Source organism: Hydrogenophaga sp. NFH-34, from assembly GCF_021401345.1.
Taxonomy (GTDB): Bacteria; Pseudomonadota; Gammaproteobacteria; order Burkholderiales; family Burkholderiaceae_C; genus Hydrogenophaga; species Hydrogenophaga electricum.
The window spans coordinates 21,189-36,158 of record NZ_JACBGE010000032.1 but is presented as its reverse complement, the minus strand read 5'-3'; the positions used below and the strand labels follow the sequence as shown (position 1 = coordinate 36,158).

At 61.2% G+C, this 14,970-nt stretch carries 21 protein-coding genes; 2 read left to right on the top strand and 19 right to left on the bottom strand.

The annotated features are described in order from the left end of the window. Position 1 precedes the first annotated feature (1 nt). From parS to L0977_RS22810, 19 genes are all read right to left on the bottom strand, one after another. Positions 2-541 carry a type II RES/Xre toxin-antitoxin system antitoxin gene (gene parS / locus L0977_RS22900; RefSeq protein ID WP_234267236.1) on the bottom strand — a complete coding sequence of 180 codons (540 nt, stop codon included), beginning with the start codon at positions 539-541 and terminating at the stop codon, positions 2-4. Positions 542-647: 106 nt separating this feature from the next. Further along, entirely contained in the window at positions 648-2,990 is a 2,343-nt protein-coding gene (locus L0977_RS22895; RefSeq protein ID WP_234267235.1) for a DEAD/DEAH box helicase, read from the bottom strand. Positions 2,991-3,133: 143 nt separating this feature from the next. Beyond that, the gene (locus L0977_RS22890; protein ID WP_234267234.1) at positions 3,134-3,751 is read right to left on the bottom strand and encodes a hypothetical protein; all 618 of its coding nucleotides are present in this window, start codon (positions 3,749-3,751) and stop codon (positions 3,134-3,136) included. A gap of 66 nt (positions 3,752-3,817) precedes the next feature. Further along, positions 3,818-4,231, bottom strand: a complete 414-nt coding sequence (locus L0977_RS22885) for a hypothetical protein (RefSeq protein WP_234267233.1) — start codon at positions 4,229-4,231, stop codon at positions 3,818-3,820. 118 nt (positions 4,232-4,349) lie between these two features. Beyond that, positions 4,350-4,940, bottom strand: coding sequence for a JAB domain-containing protein (locus L0977_RS22880; RefSeq protein ID WP_442786663.1), 591 nt, complete (start codon positions 4,938-4,940; stop codon positions 4,350-4,352). A 237-nt stretch (positions 4,941-5,177) separates the two neighbouring features. Next, entirely contained in the window at positions 5,178-5,369 is a 192-nt protein-coding gene (locus tag L0977_RS22875; RefSeq protein ID WP_234267232.1) for a hypothetical protein, read from the bottom strand. Then, positions 5,366-5,614, bottom strand: a complete 249-nt coding sequence (locus L0977_RS22870) for a hypothetical protein (RefSeq protein ID WP_234267231.1) — start codon at positions 5,612-5,614, stop codon at positions 5,366-5,368. Before L0977_RS22870 ends, L0977_RS22875 begins: the two co-directional genes overlap by 4 nt. Before the next feature lie 18 nt (positions 5,615-5,632). After that, the gene (locus tag L0977_RS22865; RefSeq protein ID WP_234267230.1) at positions 5,633-6,772 is read right to left on the bottom strand and encodes a DUF6094 domain-containing protein; all 1,140 of its coding nucleotides are present in this window, start codon (positions 6,770-6,772) and stop codon (positions 5,633-5,635) included. A gap of 70 nt (positions 6,773-6,842) precedes the next feature. After that, positions 6,843-7,286, bottom strand: a complete 444-nt coding sequence (locus L0977_RS22860; RefSeq protein ID WP_234267229.1) for a hypothetical protein — start codon at positions 7,284-7,286, stop codon at positions 6,843-6,845. 86 nt (positions 7,287-7,372) lie between these two features. Further along, a complete protein-coding gene (locus L0977_RS22855; protein WP_234267227.1) occupies positions 7,373-7,831 on the bottom strand; it encodes a DUF7673 family protein in 459 nt (152 codons plus the stop codon). Between the two features lie 146 nt (positions 7,832-7,977). Then, the gene (locus L0977_RS22850; protein ID WP_234267226.1) at positions 7,978-8,238 is read right to left on the bottom strand and encodes a hypothetical protein; all 261 of its coding nucleotides are present in this window, start codon (positions 8,236-8,238) and stop codon (positions 7,978-7,980) included. 504 nt (positions 8,239-8,742) lie between these two features. Then, positions 8,743-9,375: a DUF3275 family protein gene (locus tag L0977_RS22845; protein WP_234267225.1), complete on the bottom strand. Its 633-nt coding sequence runs from the start codon at positions 9,373-9,375 to the stop codon at positions 8,743-8,745. A gap of 470 nt (positions 9,376-9,845) precedes the next feature. Beyond that, the gene (locus tag L0977_RS22840; protein ID WP_234267224.1) at positions 9,846-11,279 is read right to left on the bottom strand and encodes a DNA cytosine methyltransferase; all 1,434 of its coding nucleotides are present in this window, start codon (positions 11,277-11,279) and stop codon (positions 9,846-9,848) included. Positions 11,280-11,345: 66 nt separating this feature from the next. Beyond that, complete coding sequence (locus tag L0977_RS22835; protein WP_234267223.1) at positions 11,346-11,546, bottom strand: hypothetical protein; 201 nt, start codon at positions 11,544-11,546, stop codon at positions 11,346-11,348. Then, the gene (locus tag L0977_RS22830; RefSeq protein ID WP_234267222.1) at positions 11,543-11,788 is read right to left on the bottom strand and encodes a hypothetical protein; all 246 of its coding nucleotides are present in this window, start codon (positions 11,786-11,788) and stop codon (positions 11,543-11,545) included. The genes L0977_RS22835 and L0977_RS22830 overlap by 4 nt, the downstream gene beginning before the upstream one ends. A 178-nt stretch (positions 11,789-11,966) precedes the next feature. Beyond that, the gene (locus tag L0977_RS22825; protein ID WP_234267220.1) at positions 11,967-12,107 is read right to left on the bottom strand and encodes a hypothetical protein; all 141 of its coding nucleotides are present in this window, start codon (positions 12,105-12,107) and stop codon (positions 11,967-11,969) included. Continuing rightward, entirely contained in the window at positions 12,104-12,298 is a 195-nt protein-coding gene (locus L0977_RS22820; RefSeq protein ID WP_234267219.1) for a hypothetical protein, read from the bottom strand. The genes L0977_RS22825 and L0977_RS22820 overlap by 4 nt, the downstream gene beginning before the upstream one ends. Before the next feature lie 125 nt (positions 12,299-12,423). Beyond that, positions 12,424-13,119, bottom strand: a complete 696-nt coding sequence (locus L0977_RS22815) for a DUF3577 domain-containing protein (protein WP_234267218.1) — start codon at positions 13,117-13,119, stop codon at positions 12,424-12,426. Positions 13,120-13,317: 198 nt separating this feature from the next. After that, positions 13,318-13,704, bottom strand: coding sequence for an SLOG family protein (locus L0977_RS22810; RefSeq protein WP_234267216.1), 387 nt, complete (start codon positions 13,702-13,704; stop codon positions 13,318-13,320). Positions 13,705-13,789: 85 nt separating this feature from the next. Here L0977_RS22810 and L0977_RS22805 point away from each other — a divergent pair, with 85 nt between their 5' ends. Then, positions 13,790-14,092 carry a hypothetical protein gene (locus L0977_RS22805; protein WP_234267215.1) on the top strand — a complete coding sequence of 101 codons (303 nt, stop codon included), beginning with the start codon at positions 13,790-13,792 and terminating at the stop codon, positions 14,090-14,092. A 518-nt stretch (positions 14,093-14,610) separates the two neighbouring features. After that, positions 14,611-14,955 (top strand): hypothetical protein, encoded by a 345-nt coding sequence (locus L0977_RS22800; RefSeq protein WP_234267214.1) that lies wholly within the window; start codon positions 14,611-14,613, stop codon positions 14,953-14,955. Positions 14,956-14,970: the final 15 nt, after the last annotated feature.

Sequence of the window (14,970 nt, the reverse complement as noted above, 5' to 3'; positions counted from 1 at the left end):
GTCAAGCGTAGACCCCGTATTCCATCCGGGTGAGGTGGTCCTTGACCAGATCGGCACCTGGGCGCGTGGAGACCAGTTCAATGGGACGACGTCCATCAAATGCCAGCGCTGGATGGTGGAGCCAGTCCTCTGCGGCCTCGCGGCTACCCAGCACTTCGATGGCCTTTTGCGTTACGGCTATGAGGTCCAGCACCGCGCCAGAGTGCTCGGTGCTCAGAACACCAGCCTTGCGCCGCTGCACGGTGCGGCTGCTCACTCCCACGGCCCCCAACACCTCGGCCTCTCCCAGGCGAACGAACGAGGCAACCACCTTGTCCAGCACCTCGGTCGGAACACCACCTTGCGCCAGCCCATGTTGATCGATGGCAGGCAGATCAATGGTCGTGGCCATCACGTCGTGCCACAAATCACCAGTCCTGGCCAAGGTAAGCCCGCTGGCAGCAAGTGCGCGGGTTTTGGCGGCTATCTGACGCTTGATCGCAACGGGTATATAGGCCTTGCCCGCCTTGCGCTTGGCCGCAGTAGAAACGCTTTTGGTCATGATCTGCACCCTTCTGTTTTGACAGTTGTCGTGATTTTATGTGCCAACTGTCAAAGAGCAAAGAAAAAGCCCGGACGGTGAGGTCCGGGCTGGGGTCAAAGAGGCATCACGCCTCGGCAAGCAGTTTCTTGGCCAGCGCCACTTCCAGGCTGTCGCCGCTGTCGTTGAGCACATCCAGACCGCTGTCGGGCATGTCGCCCGACGTGGATTGGGACACCGCGATCTTCTTGGCCATCAGCTTGAGGCACTCCATCTGCGAGCTGCCGGCATAGCCCAGGAAGTACACCTTGACCTCCTGCTTCTGCCCGATCCGCCACGACCGCCTTGCCGCCTGCTGGACGGTATAGACGTTGTAGCCGGACTGCATGAACGCGATGGTCGGGAACTCCAGCAAATCCAGACCGGTTTTGACCAGTTCGGGGTTGCAGATGAGCACGTCGATGCCGCGTTCGACCTGGTCGGCCACCCAGTCCTCACGCTTGGCGGCATCCACGCTGGCGCGCAGCACCGCCACCTTCAGACCATGGGCTTCGAGCTGGACCTTCAGGCGCGAGGTGGTGTCCCGCGTCCCGGAATACACCGTGTACGCAAGCACCCGACGGCCCAGGGCCTTCTCGTCCTTGCAGAGCTGCAGCAGGTGCGCTTCCTTGGGAGTGACCTCCCCGTCCGCGAACACCGCCGCCTGGCTGTACAGCAGCGCCTTCGTCCGTGGGTGGCGAACCACCTCCGGCCGAAAGCAGCAGTCTGGCCAGGCCAGCAGCACGTTCATCACCACGCCCAGAAGGGAGCTGTCCTTGAGGGCCAGCGCCTGTTTGAGCGTTTTGATGAGACTGCGCGACATGGCGTCGTATGCCGCCTGCTGTGCCGGCGTCATGGCGACGTCGACAAAGCGCTCTTCGTAGGGTGGTAGCACTTTCTGCCCGATGTCCTTGAGCTTCAGGAACACCGTGCAGGGAAGCACGTAGCGCATGATGCCAACCGGGCCGAAGCCTGGTGCCTTGCTGGTGCGCACCGTCAGGGCCTTGCCCTTGGCGGTGCGGTGCGACGAGTCGCTCGACTCCTTGTAGATGTCCTTCAGGACCCCGTGCTCGCGCAAGAAGCCCATCGTGGCATTGGCCATGGAGCCGGACTTGGACGGCTTGAACCCGTCTTCGATCATGGCGCCCGGGTTCAGGCGCCACAGCAAGTGGAACAGATCGTCGGCATAGCCGCCCATGAGCGTGCCCGTCAGCAGCACCGTTTTCTGGCACTGGCTGGCAAGCACACCCATGGCTTGGCCCTGGGCCGAACCCTCGTTCTTGTACTCGTGCCCTTCATCGACCACCAGCAACCCGAAATAGCCTCTCGGGAAGTAGCGTTTGATGAACTCGGTGGGCTGGTAGCCGCCCTCGCCGATGCTGAACTCGAAGTTGGCCAGGCTGCGCTCCATGCGCGAGGCCTGCCGATCAGAAAACACCAGGTCACCGTTCTCGTCCATGAGGTTCAGGAACTCATAGACGTTGTCTCCCAGCATGGCGCCCAGCATGTCCTCACCAAAAGCGTTCAACAGCCGTTGGGCCGTCTTCTCGCCAATGGTAGGCATTTGCTTCAAGGCGCCCAGCACCAGGTCGTGCATGGACTCAATGGCACGGCCCGAGCGAATCAGCGTCCAGAGGGCGCTGCCGCAGTGCTGACACTTCAGGCGCTTGTCCGACAGGATGGCGTTGGCCAGCGCTGCAGAGACCGGCATGGGGTGGCCATCGCCATCCTCTCGCGTGATCGGCCGCATGCAGTCCGGGCAAGCCGCCACCTCCAGGGCCTGACCATCGAACAAGGTCCGACGGGTCATGAAGGCGGCTTTCCAATGGAAACCCATGCGCATGCGCACACGGCCGAGGATGAAGAACTCAGGCTGGCTGGTCTTGAGGCCAATGGCCTTGCGCAACATCAGGAGCTTTCGCAGGGTGTCCGGGCCGTTGAGAATCCAGACCTTGGCACCAGGAACGGTTTCCAGGATCTCGCGCCGCCACTTGTAGACCAGGTGGGGCGGCGAGATGACGATGGTTCGAGGGTGGGTCTGCTGCAGCAGCGCGGCCGCGCAGATGGCCATCATGGTCTTGCCCGTGCCCATCTCCGCGTTGATCACGGCTGCGGGCTGGTTGTGTTCGACCAGGAGCTTGACGACGGCCTGAACGGCATCGGCCTGCGCCTGGAAAGGCTTGCGTTTGAGTGCGTCCATGAACACCTGCCGGCGCTGATAGACCTCGCCTTGTTTTTCCAGCTCGGGATCAAAGACCGCCGGGTTCTGGGACTTGACCTGGCTGAGCAGGCCGTCCCCGAACTCGTCGATGAACTGGCTGAGGCTGACCTGGGCACTGGTGGGACTGACGGCCGTCGATTCCTCGTCGGTATCGTCGAGGACGGCCAAATCAGCGTCAGAGGCGTTTTCAAGGGTGGTGGTGTCGCTCATGTGTTTCTCCATAGAAAAAGCTGCTGGAAGCCCTTCTGGGCGTTCCAGCGGTGGTTTGTGTTGAGGGGGATGCCGGCAGAGTCGGTGCCAGCGTGTTCGAGCTGCCCTGCGCACCCGAAGGTGGGCAAGGTGGTTTCAAGGACTCAGGGGGTCAGCAGGCCGCTGCGCACCCCGTCACCGACGAACTGAACGAAGTGATCGCTCAGGCTCACCCGTGTGGCTTCAATGCGCCCGATGGCCGGGTACACCGGGTCATCGAGCGTTTCAATGGCACGCTTCTCGCGGCACCAGGTCAGCAATGGCTCCCGCCAATGCTCCAGGAGTGCCACCGGACAGAGATCGAGCACGGTGCGCCAGAGTCGCTCCTCTCTCGGGTCTGCCTTATTGGCTTCTGACGAGTTGGCGCCCGCCGGCGGGCGCTGGTGCATCACCCAGGCAATGCGGTTGGCCCGGTCGGGCTTTTGCAGCGCTTTGTCGTAGAGCCACATGTGGCTCAACTGGCCGAACAGGTTCTGCCGTGGCAAGCGCACCGAGTGCTTGGCCAGGCGATCCGTGTTCTCGACTTCGGTGGGATGGCGCTGGCCAGCGCCCACCAGGTGGAAGCGATCGACACCGCGCTCCGTGCGTCCCAGCTCCAGGGCGGAGAGGAATTGCATGATGGAGCCGTCTCGGCCGTAGAGTGAGAGGAACATCAGCCGGCCGTCGCTGTTTCTGAGGCAGCCGTCGACCCAGATCTCGGGGAACTCTTCGACTTGGTACATGGTTTCTCCTGAAACCACGGGACACCCCCACGGGTGTGATCCCGTGAGGGTTGATGAAAAACGAACTCAGACCGGCGTGGCGCCGGCCTGGTCCAACTCAGCCGCAACGGTCTCGCTGGCCGTCTTGCCCTGGGCGTAGTGGCGCTCGATGGCCACCAGCACCCGGGACAGTTGAGCCAGCGCCGCCTGGTGCTGCGCCGTCACGATGGCCTCGGTCACCCGGGCCGGTTTGGAAAACGCCACCGTCTCCGAGAAGTCCCCGGAAGGACCGCCGAAAGCCATGGCGTGCCGCAGCACGCCGCCGGCATCGGCATTCCAGACCGTGGCGGAGGTGCGCAGTCCGGTGCCGCTGATCACCTTGCTGGTGGTGAGCTTGAGCACCCGGGTTGCGTTGACGTTGACCTCCGACTTGGCGTGCCAACCATCGCGGTCGCGGTAGGTATGGGTTTGAACTTGGGTTTGGGACTGAACTTCTTGCATGGTGGTACTCCTTTGAGATGAAAGAAAGGCGAACCACCGCCAAGGCGGGAGGCCCGCCGGGCTGGGAAGAAACGGAAATGCGCTCAGTCGCGCAGGGATTCAAGAACTACTGCAGGGCTCACATCAGGCCAAGGGCGGCCATGGATGCGCTTTCACCGTCTCCGACGATGATGTGATCAAGCACCCGAACGTCCACCAGAGCGAGGCTCGCTTTGATGGCATTCGTCAGCGCTTCATCTGCTCTGGACGGTTGACTGATACCGGAGGGGTGGTTGTGCGCCAAGATGACGGAGCCCGCGTTGAAGTGCAGCGCCCGCTTGACGATCTCCCGTGGGTAGACCGAGGTTTGCGTCAGGGTGCCGCGAAACAGCTCCTCGGCACGGATCAACCGCACCTGGGAATCCATGAAGAGAACCCAGAAGCTCTCGTAGGGCAAGCCTCCGATCTTCAACCGCAGAAAGTCCTGCACTTCACGAGGCTGTCCCAGCGTCGGCCGGCATTGGATGCTCTCGGCCAAGGCCCGACTCATCAGCTCACGGGCACACAGCAGCAGCTGATGGCCGCTGCCGTTTCTGTATCCCGTGTCATCACCGAGCTGCAGGCCGAAGGCCCTTGCCAAACTGGTGATACCCAAAGCGCCGTCTCCGACGACGCGGTGCAACAGTTCCCGGTCTGGGAGCCTGTGCAGTTCTGTGAACTCAACGTCCATGTGCTTCTCCTGAAGAAGTGAAGCACGGCCCCCGAAGGGACGCGATGCCCCACGGGGTTGGTGATGACGTGAACTCCAGCGGTTGCCCGCTGCGCGCAATTGCAGAGTTGATCGCGCGTCGAAACCAATCCTGGTTGTGGTCAGATGGTTTCCCCAAACACCCTGCCTGCAGGGCCGCTTGGGGAACCCGTCTGGGTTCCGCTGGCCGATGCGATCCGGCCTTGTTGTAGTACCGGCTCAGGCCGGAGTCACATGAAAATCCCAGTCGGGCGGGATGCCCTTGACGGGCAGTCCTGCGGCCTCCAGGGCCTCGAACTCCTCAGCACTGATGCCGTACTTGGACAGAGCGGCGCAGCGCGCCAGTTCTTCTGTGTCTTCACTGACCGTGCCGATGTGCTCCCCTTCGGCGTAGACGTTCCAATCTCTCACAGGCGACCTCCTTCTTGGCTCGGATCGTAGCCTTGCTTGACCAGTTCGTCGTACATGGTCTGGGCAACGATGGCTCTCTGCGCTTCTGTCAGGCTCCCCATCACATTGGTCAGGGCCTGCGCAGACGCGAAGGCCTTCGCCGCCTCAGGCCAGATGTGACGCAGTGCCTTGTCCTCTGCACTGAAAGCCAGTCGCTTGACGAGCTGGCCCAGTTCACCCCAACTGGGCGTCAGGTCGATGGTCATAGGCATGTGCATGCTCCTTCAACTGATGCGGATGATTCGGCCAAGGTCTGGACCAGGTGTGAACTCGATGGCCGTGATCACGGGCACGAAGCGGTCGATCATGGTGATCGTCTGGCTCACGTTGCCTTTCTCGTCGGTCTCCATGCTCACGCTGCGGTCCTTCTTCTTGAAGGTATCGCCCTTGATCAGCAACGCCCTGCCCGTCTTGGATCGCACCATCCCCGTCACCTGGCCAGCGGCCAGCGCAAGGGCAAGGTGCCATCGGCTGAGGTCCCGAAGCGGCCTGCGATGCGTCGCCTTGACCTGGTTGAAGTGTTGGCTGAACTGCGACCAAAGAAGGCTGCTGTCGAAGCGCTGCAGCTCTTCCTGCAACTGCTCGGCGTCGATCCGAACGGCCCGGAAGTCGAACTCTTCCGCCGGCGCGGCCGGCAGCAGGTAGGGCTGCTCCAACCACTCCACAGGAAGCACCTGCTCCGCCAGTTCGCCGGCTTGGGCTCGGGTCAGCTGTGCCAGGGTTTCCTTGTCGGGGTGTCCGGGCTTGACCTTAATGCCGAAGATGACGCACTGTTGAAACTGCTTCTCAGGGGCCATGAAGAACCGCACGTTGCGAAAGTTGCGCGCCAGGTAGGTTCTGATCTCCTCATCGAGCGCGTAGAACGGCACGATGTAGACCAGCACGCCACCGGGCATCAACGTGCCTACGGTTTTTTTCAGGAAGGTGCGCTCCAGCCGCTCCGCCTTTTCCTTCGCGTCGAGGTTGTTGCGATCCGGGTTCGCGGCATCGCTGACGCCAAAGCCGTACGGTGGGTTGAGAAACAGCAGGCTCACCGAACGCGGTTTGACGACCACATCGTGAATGTCGGCATGCAACACACGACCCAGGAGCTTCTTGGCCTCCCAGGCGCGTTCGCGGTCGAACTCGACACCCAGGGTTTCGACCTGGCTGCGGGACTGAGACATTTCCAGCACATCCTGCAGGCCCTTGGCAATGTCGGCCAAGGCTGCACCAGTGCCACAGCACGGGTCGAGCAGGCGCACCGTGCCGGTTTGGGCCGGAGGGGCCAGCGCCGAAATCACGCGCGTGAGCGTGTCCTCGTCGGTGGGGTAGTAACCGGCCTTGACGTAGTTGTTGGCCAGTCGAGAGAAAAGCAACGCCATGAGCGTCTCCTTGAACTTGAGGACAAGGGACGCCCGGACGGGGCGTCCCGTCCGGGGTGGGTTGAAAAGCTCAGGCAGAACGGGAGTTCTGACCCGAGACATAGGCTTCCATCAGGGCGTCGTGCAGCAGACCCGTCTCCAGGCTGTGCAAGGCCGACCCTTGTTCATCGAGGTCCATGTTCAGTCGCCGACTGGCGATGTCACGAATCCGTTTCTCGGCAGCGTGCTCCTCGGCCACGTCCACCACACGATGCAGAACATCGCGCAGGTCGATGTGTCCGAAAGCCACCGCTTCGAGGCTGGCCAGCGAGAGCGCTTCGAGGACCGCAGTCTTGCGGGACATCAACAGCGCGCGCGCAGCGTCCTTCCATTCCTGGCGGGTCACGCCCTTCATGGCGTCGATACGCTCCGAAGCCTGTTTGTTCTGGGATGCCGCTTTCACGGCACCCAGCAGCACTTGCTGCACTTCCTCGCCCAGGGTGGGCAAAGTGGGTTGAACGTCGTTCATGTTCATGGTGATCTCTCCTTGATCGAAAAAGGGGTGGGACCACCGCCCCCGAGGGATCGTGTGATCCCATCGGGGGTTGATGAACTATCGAATCAGGTCTTGGATGCGGTCTCCAGCTTCCAGTCCCGGATCATGTTTTCCCAACGACGGCTGCCGTCGTCGAAATAGTTGTGCACCTCCTGGACGCAGTGCCTTGCATCCATGCGGAGCGTGGCCATGCAGTCCTCAAAGAGCTTGCCGTCAATCGTCCGCAGGTCCGTCAGGTCGAAGGGGAAGCGCGTGCCGTTGTACAGCCCTGCCAGAAACCGCGCGATGACGCGGCACTGACCGGTGTCGCCCTGGGCAACGTCGTACAGCCGAAACAATGCTGCTTTTCCTTTGGCCATGACGTCCTCGCGCTTGGCATCCTCCGCGCGGATCTGTTGGTTGATGGGTGCTTCCTCATCGCTGAGGATCTGCATCCAGAGTCGGTGGAACTGGTCCTGCTTCTCGACAGGCACGTCCACCTCAATCGTTACGTTTCGAGGTTGCATCGGTAGTGTGGTGCTCATGATGATTTCTCTTGGTTGAACCTGCGACACTCTCGGCATGACCGATACATCGCAATGGGTGGTGATTGAAGGCGGCTACCGCGACCTGGAGGCCGAGGTTGCCCGTCTGCTGGAAGACCCGAACGGGCACGCTGCCTGGCAGGAACTCAAACGGCTCGGACGGCAAATCCGCCCTGCAGCCAATTCACCGCTTGCAGTCGTAGAGCCAGGTTTTTCGGCAGTTGCGGCCGAAGAACCGGATCGTCCAGACAATTGCTGACCAGCGTGAGCACCGAACGCGCACCCTGAGGAGGGTGCTTGTCCAGCAGCTCGTCGAGCTGATCGGTCTCCTCCGTCGAAGCCTGTGACAGCCACGCCAGGAAGATCGCATACAGCGAGCGCCGGTTTCCTTGGGAGAGTTGGGACATGTTGACTCCATAAAAAATGGAGACGCCCAGACCCCGGTGGGGACTTGAGAGTCCCCAGGGGGTTGATGAAAGACATGAACTCCAGCGGTTGCTCGCTGCGCACGATTCCAGAGTTGATCGCGCGTTGAAACCAATCTTGGGTTTGGTCAGATGGTTTCCCGAAACACCCTGTGGTCAGGGATGCTGCGGGAACCCATCTGGGCTCCGAGTTTGAACAGGATCATTCTACGTTCACCCCCTCGCGCATTGCCAGTGTGTCGGCAGGCACGGATCGCCGAAAGCTGGGGGTCCAGACGATCAAAAAAAGGCGCGGGAGTCTGGTCGGAGGTTTGCGTCCCCCCGTCCGCTCAAGCCGCAAAGCCGCTGCACATCAGGTTGCAGCCACCCAAGTTTGCCGTTCTCTTTCCCACCTGCAGACCGCAGGCGGTCGCAGGGATGGGCTGTTCGCTGGAGTCCACCGACCCCAGTGAACAGCCCACCGCAGTGGGCTGTCAGACGACATGGTTACGCTCCTGGATGAGTCCAGGTCTGTTGTTTCGAGTCGAAGGTGTATCCCCGTGCCTTCAAGCCCGCAGTTTGTTTGCGGAACAGCACGCGGTCCACCGTCGGGTCCAGCTTCACGGCCTGGCGGTTGTTGATCTGCGTGGCCAGCTCCTGGCCAAAGAGTTCAATGTCCCCGGTCGATTGGCCGGCTTGCGTATCAGCTTTGCCAGCGTCCTGCTCAGGCACCGATGTGGCCTCCTTGCCCAGCCGGTTGCCTTTCATGTCGGCCCAGTTGGTCCGCTTGGCGGGCTTCTGGGACGCTTTCGCGGGAACCTGAGGGGTCGGAACCTCGTCAATGGGATCGGGCTCGCTGTGCTCGTTGGAGCGCACCGGCTTGCGGTCTTCGGAGTCCACCTGCAGGTCATGCAACCGAGCGCGCAGCTCGGTCACCGCCTTGCCATACGAGATGTACTGAGACATGTAGATCTCGCTGATCCACACGGTCCCCTGGTATTCCCCTTCCTCGAACTGGTCGAGCATCGGGTCCTTGACCTTGAACTCACCGAAGTCGGTGGCCAGGTCCGCGATGCAGAACGCGCCGTTTCGGCTCTGGCGAATCTTCTTGATGCGAAGCGTGCCTTGGCACTTGATCATGGTGTGTGCTCCTGATGAGAAAACGCCAGGAGCACACACCAGCACCGTGCCGGGAGATGCATCCCGACAGGGTTGAAAAACAGTGAAGTGAGATCACAAGGAAACGGCCGACCCACAAGGGTGCGGGTCGGCGCCTCCGAGCTTCTTACAGAACTGACAGGCTTCCGACCTGGCAGCTTTGCTGGTCTGGCGTCGAGGTGTGCATCAGCGAGGCGACCAGTGAGGACAGAAACCCCGGTTCCCGAAGGAACGTCCACGCTTCAGGGGTTGACGTGGATCATGTGCCAGGCTTGCTGGCTCCGGCTCTTTGAAGCGATGCCGGTGAACGCTCGGAAAGTCTTGAGGATACCGCAATGCATCAATTTTGTGTGTCTCACAGCGCCAGACGGCGCCTGATCGCCCGAGTTGCCAGCGTGGTGCGAGAGCACCAGGCCCCCCTGCCCTGACGGCCTATGGGAGCCTGGTGCCCGCTAACCGATGGTGCCGTTCAACCGGTGGGCGCTGGCGCACTCACCGATCCAAACCGGCCCATGATCCCGAAGACGCTTGAAGCACTTGGCCAGCTCTTGAAACAACGCCCGAAACGGGGCACAGACAACACCCTGCCCCAACACCTCGTGGGCCGCTGTCGCCGACATCCCACTGATCAGCGCTTCTGGAACGCCCTTGATCCTTGCGTGCTCTGCAGGGGTCAGCTTGCGCATCAGCCGCGAATCGGTGGGGTGCCGGACAAACGGGTCGGTCGAGCCGCCCTTGTTGTACGCCTTTCGGATCGTTGGCACGCTGGTGGAGTTCGCGTCGACCAACTGCATGGCAAAGCCTTTGCCTTCGGCCAAGTCCCTGGCCTCTTTGCTCTTGAGGTACTCCATGGACGACCAGCACGGTGCGTCGGCATCCACGTCGTCGAGCAAGGCGCCAAGGGTGATGCCTGGTACCTGCCCGAGAGGAGAGACAGACTCGACCGCTGGCAATCCGTCGGTGGTGGCCACAAGGGCCCAACGCACCCGGTTCTCCAGCGACCCGAAGTCACGGGCACGCAGGATGTGCTCGCACACCTGGTAGCCCATGTCCCGCAGCTGTGACCGCAGGATCTGCGCGGAGGCACTGGCCCGGTAGTCTTCGACGTTCTCCAGCACAATGGCTGCTGGTTGGAGCTTCTGGATCAGCGCGAGGGCGGCATAGATCAAATGCCCGACCTCAGGGTGGTCTTCCATCATGGACAGGCCACGCTTGGATTTCCCGGCCCGCGACGCGCCGGAACAAGGCAAGCCCATCTCCAGCACCTCCACCCGTGGCACCTGTCGCATCAGCCATTCGTCCTGCACCAGCTCCTGAATGGGCGCGCACAGGGGCACAGCTTTTGCACTCACCGGATTGCAGTTCAAAGACTGTTCCACGTAGCCCGCGTCGATTTCGCAGAGCACTTTCAAGTCCAGCTCGATCCCCGCATCCGAGAAGCCGGTGTGCGCAGCGTTCGACAACACACCAGCGCCGTGGGCAATGCTTGCACTGGAAAGCAGCTCGCCGGTGGCGAGCTTGGCACGCAATCGCTCGATCCTCTCGACTTTGGCCTGCTCCGAGGCAACTCGCAAGACGAAGATGCCATCAAGCCTCACCACCACACGGACCACCCGCTGTTCACCAAGAGGCGCCAGCACCTCCCGACTGTTGATGTCGATGACCGGCAGCTGTCGGCCATTGCGCTCCTTGCTGCACACCCCGTACTGACCGTGTGCGTTCGGCACCAGCTTGATGCCATGTTCCAGTGCCACCACATCGAATCGACTGCCCGGAAGAAGGCCAGCCGACCCCAGACGATTTGTTTCAAACCAAAGGCGCGGCGAGCCGCGATGCAAACCCAGTTTCTTGAGCCAGTAGCCCAGGTGAGGCGTGAGAGTTTTCATTTCTGATGTCCAAAAAAAGAAACCCCACGGCCTCGCGGCACGTGGGGTTGGTTGAAGAAGCGTCGTTCAGACGAGAGTGATGATCTGCAGGGCCTCGCGCGCGCCTCGCATGAGTTGCTCGCGCGTTTGCCAGTCCAGGGTGCTGTGGAAGATCACATGGCGCATCGTGTCCTCGATGCGCTCGATGTGCTCCAGGTCAGTCACCCCAGTTGCCTCTTGGATCAACGCCTGATACCCGGTGAGCTTGCCGTTGACTGCTTGGGTCATGGCCAGTTCTTCTGGGTCCAGGTGTCGTTCGTCAAAGCCTCCAGCGCAAGCGCTTCGCTGGGCCAGTATTCCTGGCTTTCACGGGCACACGGCAGACCGTCTTCGTTCACGGTGCCGATGTACCAGCCCGCATGGGACTTCAGGACCTGCAGCTCGGCGCGGCGTGCGCACCCAGCGTAGGTCAGGTAGCCGTAGCGGCGAAAGTCGAGAACACCGTCGTCGCGGTCAATGTTGGTAGCCATGGGATATCTCCAAATGAAAGCGCGTTCGGAGACACCCCGCCCTGCGCGGTATCTCGACACCGCGCGGGTTTGCAAAAACAAAAGGCCATGAAAAAACCCTCGGCCGCAGGTGCGGTGCGAGGGTTTCGACGGAGCACCTCCAGCCAGTTGGCCAGGGTGCGGGTGACGTGGTCGGGACTTACATCAGGTCAGGCAGCTTGCCCTGCTCCATCAGTTTGCGATCCGATTCCACCAGAGGGTTGCCGTACTTGATGTTCATGTACCCGATCCAAAGACCGATGGCCACCAAGAGGGCGATTGCAATAAAGAAACCGGTCATGGTTGACCCCTTTCAACATTGATGTTGGTCACGATCATAAAGAACAGACCCAGCAGGAGCAACGCCCACCAGTAGTGGGCCCTGCCGTCAGTGAGGACAGGTACAACGATTCCGTTGCCAATGAGCAAGGCCGCCAAGGTGCGAAACACCGTGGCAAAGCCTGCCCTGTCGATTTTTAGTCGCAGTTTCATGAGATGCACTCCGAGCAATGCGCGGCTCCACACCTCACGCCCTGCGTGGAAGTGCGTTCCACGCGGGTTGAAAGGAAAAACCCCCGACCGCCGAAGCGGTACGAGGGTTTCAGAGTGCAATCAGCTTACGCTGCTGCAGTTTCACGGGCGGCCATGCGGGGCCGCGAGAAAGAAGGCCGAGGTGCATTGACGGGAGCCGGTGCCTGGGTGCGTTGAACAGGGCGGGCCTGTTCTGCACGCGCTGGCGCGGGTTCATCCTGCGATTGCTCGCCGCCGTCCACTCCGCTGTCGTCCGAGCCTTGCGGCGGGATGTCATCGGCATGGTCGCCGGCACCAGGCTCTGCTTGCGCATCGGCCTGACGCTCGTACACACGGGTTCCGTCGACGGTGATGGTGTTGATCAGAAGCAGGCGACCTTTGATGAGGCACGCCATTTCCTTCTCACCGGTCTTGCGACCGTCCACCTTCGCATCGCGTTCGTACAAGTGCGGGTAGATGTCCCCGACCTTGAACGAGATCACCACCTTGCGGTTTTGATCGACATCTTCCATGCACTTCTCGACGAGTTCGGCCGCTTCCTGGCCAGAGACCCGCAGGTCGAAGTAGGTGTAGTCCGGTGCTTCCGCATTGCCACGCAGCGCCGAGACGCTGCAGGCCAGAAACGGTTGAGCGCTGCGACCACGTTGCTTCGGTTGCACCCAGCGGACACGGTTGAGGTAACCGATGCCAGAGACGTGCAGATTGAAGTGGGAAGCTTGGGTAGAAGAAGAGGCGTTCATTTCAAAGATCTCCAAAAAGTTGAAGACCAGGAGAACGCGCATACCCAAGCCCAGCCGTAAGGCCAAGATCGGGAAGCGAGAACATCCCGATCTGGGTTACGAAGGACAGAAACTCCAGGTCAGACCTTGGGGGTCAGACCGTGCACCTTCCAGGAGTTGAGGTGCCGCGTGGTGCCCGAGGGCAGATCACGAAGAAAGATTAACAGCGCAGATTTCGGCTGTCAACACCAACACCAACACCTATCGCTCACGCACACGTGGATGCCACACTGCGATCTTGGCTGCGCCGGCCCGAGCTGCAAGGTCATCGCCGAACAGGGTCCCAGGAAAGATGATCACCCCATCGGGCTGGTAGTCCACGATCATTCTTCGATTGCGTTCGACAGCCGCCAGCTCCTGATGGTGCACCCAGTCTGCTGCGCAGCAGACTGCTTCAAGACCCAGATCAGCGGCCCACTGTGCCGCGAACAGTTCTGGGCCTGGCGTGCCCCCGTGGATGACTCTGGAGATCCGCTTGTGCCGGTGCGCCTTTTCCAGCACGGCAAGGACCGGCGCACGGCGCACAAAGGTGCGTGGACCTACCACCACCACAGAGAGGTCGCCGACCTTGGATGTACGCGGAGCCATGATGCTAAAGGAAGCAAGGAGGGATACTGTTCAAATAAACAGCCCTGTTTGTACAATCCTCGCAACGACCTGACAAGGAGTTTGAATGCTTGAGATCTATGCGTGGTTGACCAGCCGGTACGATGACTCCCACCACATGCGCGAGTCGGCCCGTGGTTGGATCACTTTCGGTGGGGGCCTCGCCATCCTGGCCGGTGGCCCGCTGCTGATCGCACTCGCGCTCTCGTCTGGCCGAGCCGGCAACTACTACCAGGCCATCCTTCCGGTGGTACCGCCATGGGCCGCACTCCTTGCCTATGCGGCTCTGGTGGCGGGCGTCTATGCGTTGATTTTCGGCGTGGTGTTATCGCGCGCAGCCAAGTGGGCTCGTCGGTGCTATCACTTCTGAAAGCCCGACAAGTTCATGCGGGCGCCCTACCAGATGAGGGCCGCTTCTCACTACCGAGGTGGCCCTTCGTGGAACCAAGCAAATGAGTAAATGACTATCGGATATTCGGTTTCATCTTTTCCCGATGCGGTCGCGATCAAAGTCCACCCCTTTGCGATCAACTCGTTTGCTGCTTGTGCATGAGATGCACTCGTCACCTGTTTTGCTTTTGTCAAATCAAGGTTTGCTGTCATTTGCTTTTCCTCTTAGCGCTGGCGACCGGCCAGAAGCGGGCGCCAACCTGGCGCGAAAACAATGTGCACACACGAAAACTGAGGATCGGCAGTATGCCCGCACCACCCCGGCCAAGAACGTCCCGGACAGACGAATCGCGCTGCATGGCGTTAAACTGAGTTTGAGGTCATTGAGCCTCCCCGTCTTCTCCTCCCTAGGCGGGCCGGCCACGTTGCCGGTTACCCGGCCCGGTGGTCTTGCGATCATCGGGCGTTTTTTTGTCTTCAGACAGGAAGGACTGACACATGCTTGGTTGGTGGTTCACCGTGCGACTTCACACCACAGAGGGCGCGCTTCAGAATAGCGAAGCGCACCACTTGGCAAGCTGGGAAACCGGAGTCTCCGGGCTGCGGTGGATCGAAGACCTGGTGGCTCAAGGCGTTGCGCAGAAGCTCTCTGGCGGAGGCTATCCCAACCGGTACCTTGTCCCCGCCGGACCGGTTCTTCGCCAGTTGCACGACAACATGAAAAACCCCTCGGTGCCACCGAAGTTCTCCAGCGATTGGCGGGACGGCAAGTTCGTCCCTGCCGCCATCAATGCATGCCCTGAAAACGCGCAACTGATGATCGAGGCCTGGGACCAGAGCTGAACCAGTGTGCATGCC

Excerpts from the sequence above, each read along its gene's own strand:
- L0977_RS22870 (WP_234267231.1), bottom strand. The coding sequence starts at position 5,614 with ATGACCATCGACCTGACGCCCAGTTGGGGTGAACTGGGCCAGCTCGTC.
- L0977_RS22825 (WP_234267220.1), bottom strand. The coding sequence starts at position 12,107 with ATGACCGGTTTCTTTATTGCAATCGCCCTCTTGGTGGCCATCGGTCTT.
- L0977_RS22835 (WP_234267223.1), bottom strand. The coding sequence starts at position 11,546 with ATGACCCAAGCAGTCAACGGCAAGCTCACCGGGTATCAGGCGTTGATC.
- L0977_RS22840 (WP_234267224.1), bottom strand. The coding sequence starts at position 11,279 with ATGAAAACTCTCACGCCTCACCTGGGCTACTGGCTCAAGAAACTGGGT.
- parS (WP_234267236.1), bottom strand. The coding sequence starts at position 541 with ATGACCAAAAGCGTTTCTACTGCGGCCAAGCGCAAGGCGGGCAAGGCC.
- L0977_RS22880 (WP_442786663.1), bottom strand. The coding sequence starts at position 4,940 with ATGGACGTTGAGTTCACAGAACTGCACAGGCTCCCAGACCGGGAACTG.
- L0977_RS22890 (WP_234267234.1), bottom strand. The coding sequence starts at position 3,751 with ATGTACCAAGTCGAAGAGTTCCCCGAGATCTGGGTCGACGGCTGCCTC.
- L0977_RS22855 (WP_234267227.1), bottom strand. The coding sequence starts at position 7,831 with ATGAGCACCACACTACCGATGCAACCTCGAAACGTAACGATTGAGGTG.
- L0977_RS22885 (WP_234267233.1), bottom strand. The coding sequence starts at position 4,231 with ATGCAAGAAGTTCAGTCCCAAACCCAAGTTCAAACCCATACCTACCGC.
- L0977_RS22820 (WP_234267219.1), bottom strand. The coding sequence starts at position 12,298 with ATGAAACTGCGACTAAAAATCGACAGGGCAGGCTTTGCCACGGTGTTT.
- L0977_RS22845 (WP_234267225.1), bottom strand. The coding sequence starts at position 9,375 with ATGATCAAGTGCCAAGGCACGCTTCGCATCAAGAAGATTCGCCAGAGC.
- L0977_RS22815 (WP_234267218.1), bottom strand. The coding sequence starts at position 13,119 with ATGCGCGTTCTCCTGGTCTTCAACTTTTTGGAGATCTTTGAAATGAAC.
- L0977_RS22850 (WP_234267226.1), bottom strand. The coding sequence starts at position 8,238 with ATGTCCCAACTCTCCCAAGGAAACCGGCGCTCGCTGTATGCGATCTTC.
- L0977_RS22810 (WP_234267216.1), bottom strand. The coding sequence starts at position 13,704 with ATGGCTCCGCGTACATCCAAGGTCGGCGACCTCTCTGTGGTGGTGGTA.
- L0977_RS22805 (WP_234267215.1), top strand. The coding sequence starts at position 13,790 with ATGCTTGAGATCTATGCGTGGTTGACCAGCCGGTACGATGACTCCCAC.
- L0977_RS22800 (WP_234267214.1), top strand. The coding sequence starts at position 14,611 with ATGCTTGGTTGGTGGTTCACCGTGCGACTTCACACCACAGAGGGCGCG.
- L0977_RS22830 (WP_234267222.1), bottom strand. The coding sequence starts at position 11,788 with ATGGCTACCAACATTGACCGCGACGACGGTGTTCTCGACTTTCGCCGC.
- L0977_RS22865 (WP_234267230.1), bottom strand. The coding sequence starts at position 6,772 with ATGGCGTTGCTTTTCTCTCGACTGGCCAACAACTACGTCAAGGCCGGT.
- L0977_RS22860 (WP_234267229.1), bottom strand. The coding sequence starts at position 7,286 with ATGAACATGAACGACGTTCAACCCACTTTGCCCACCCTGGGCGAGGAA.
- L0977_RS22895 (WP_234267235.1), bottom strand. The coding sequence starts at position 2,990 with ATGAGCGACACCACCACCCTTGAAAACGCCTCTGACGCTGATTTGGCC.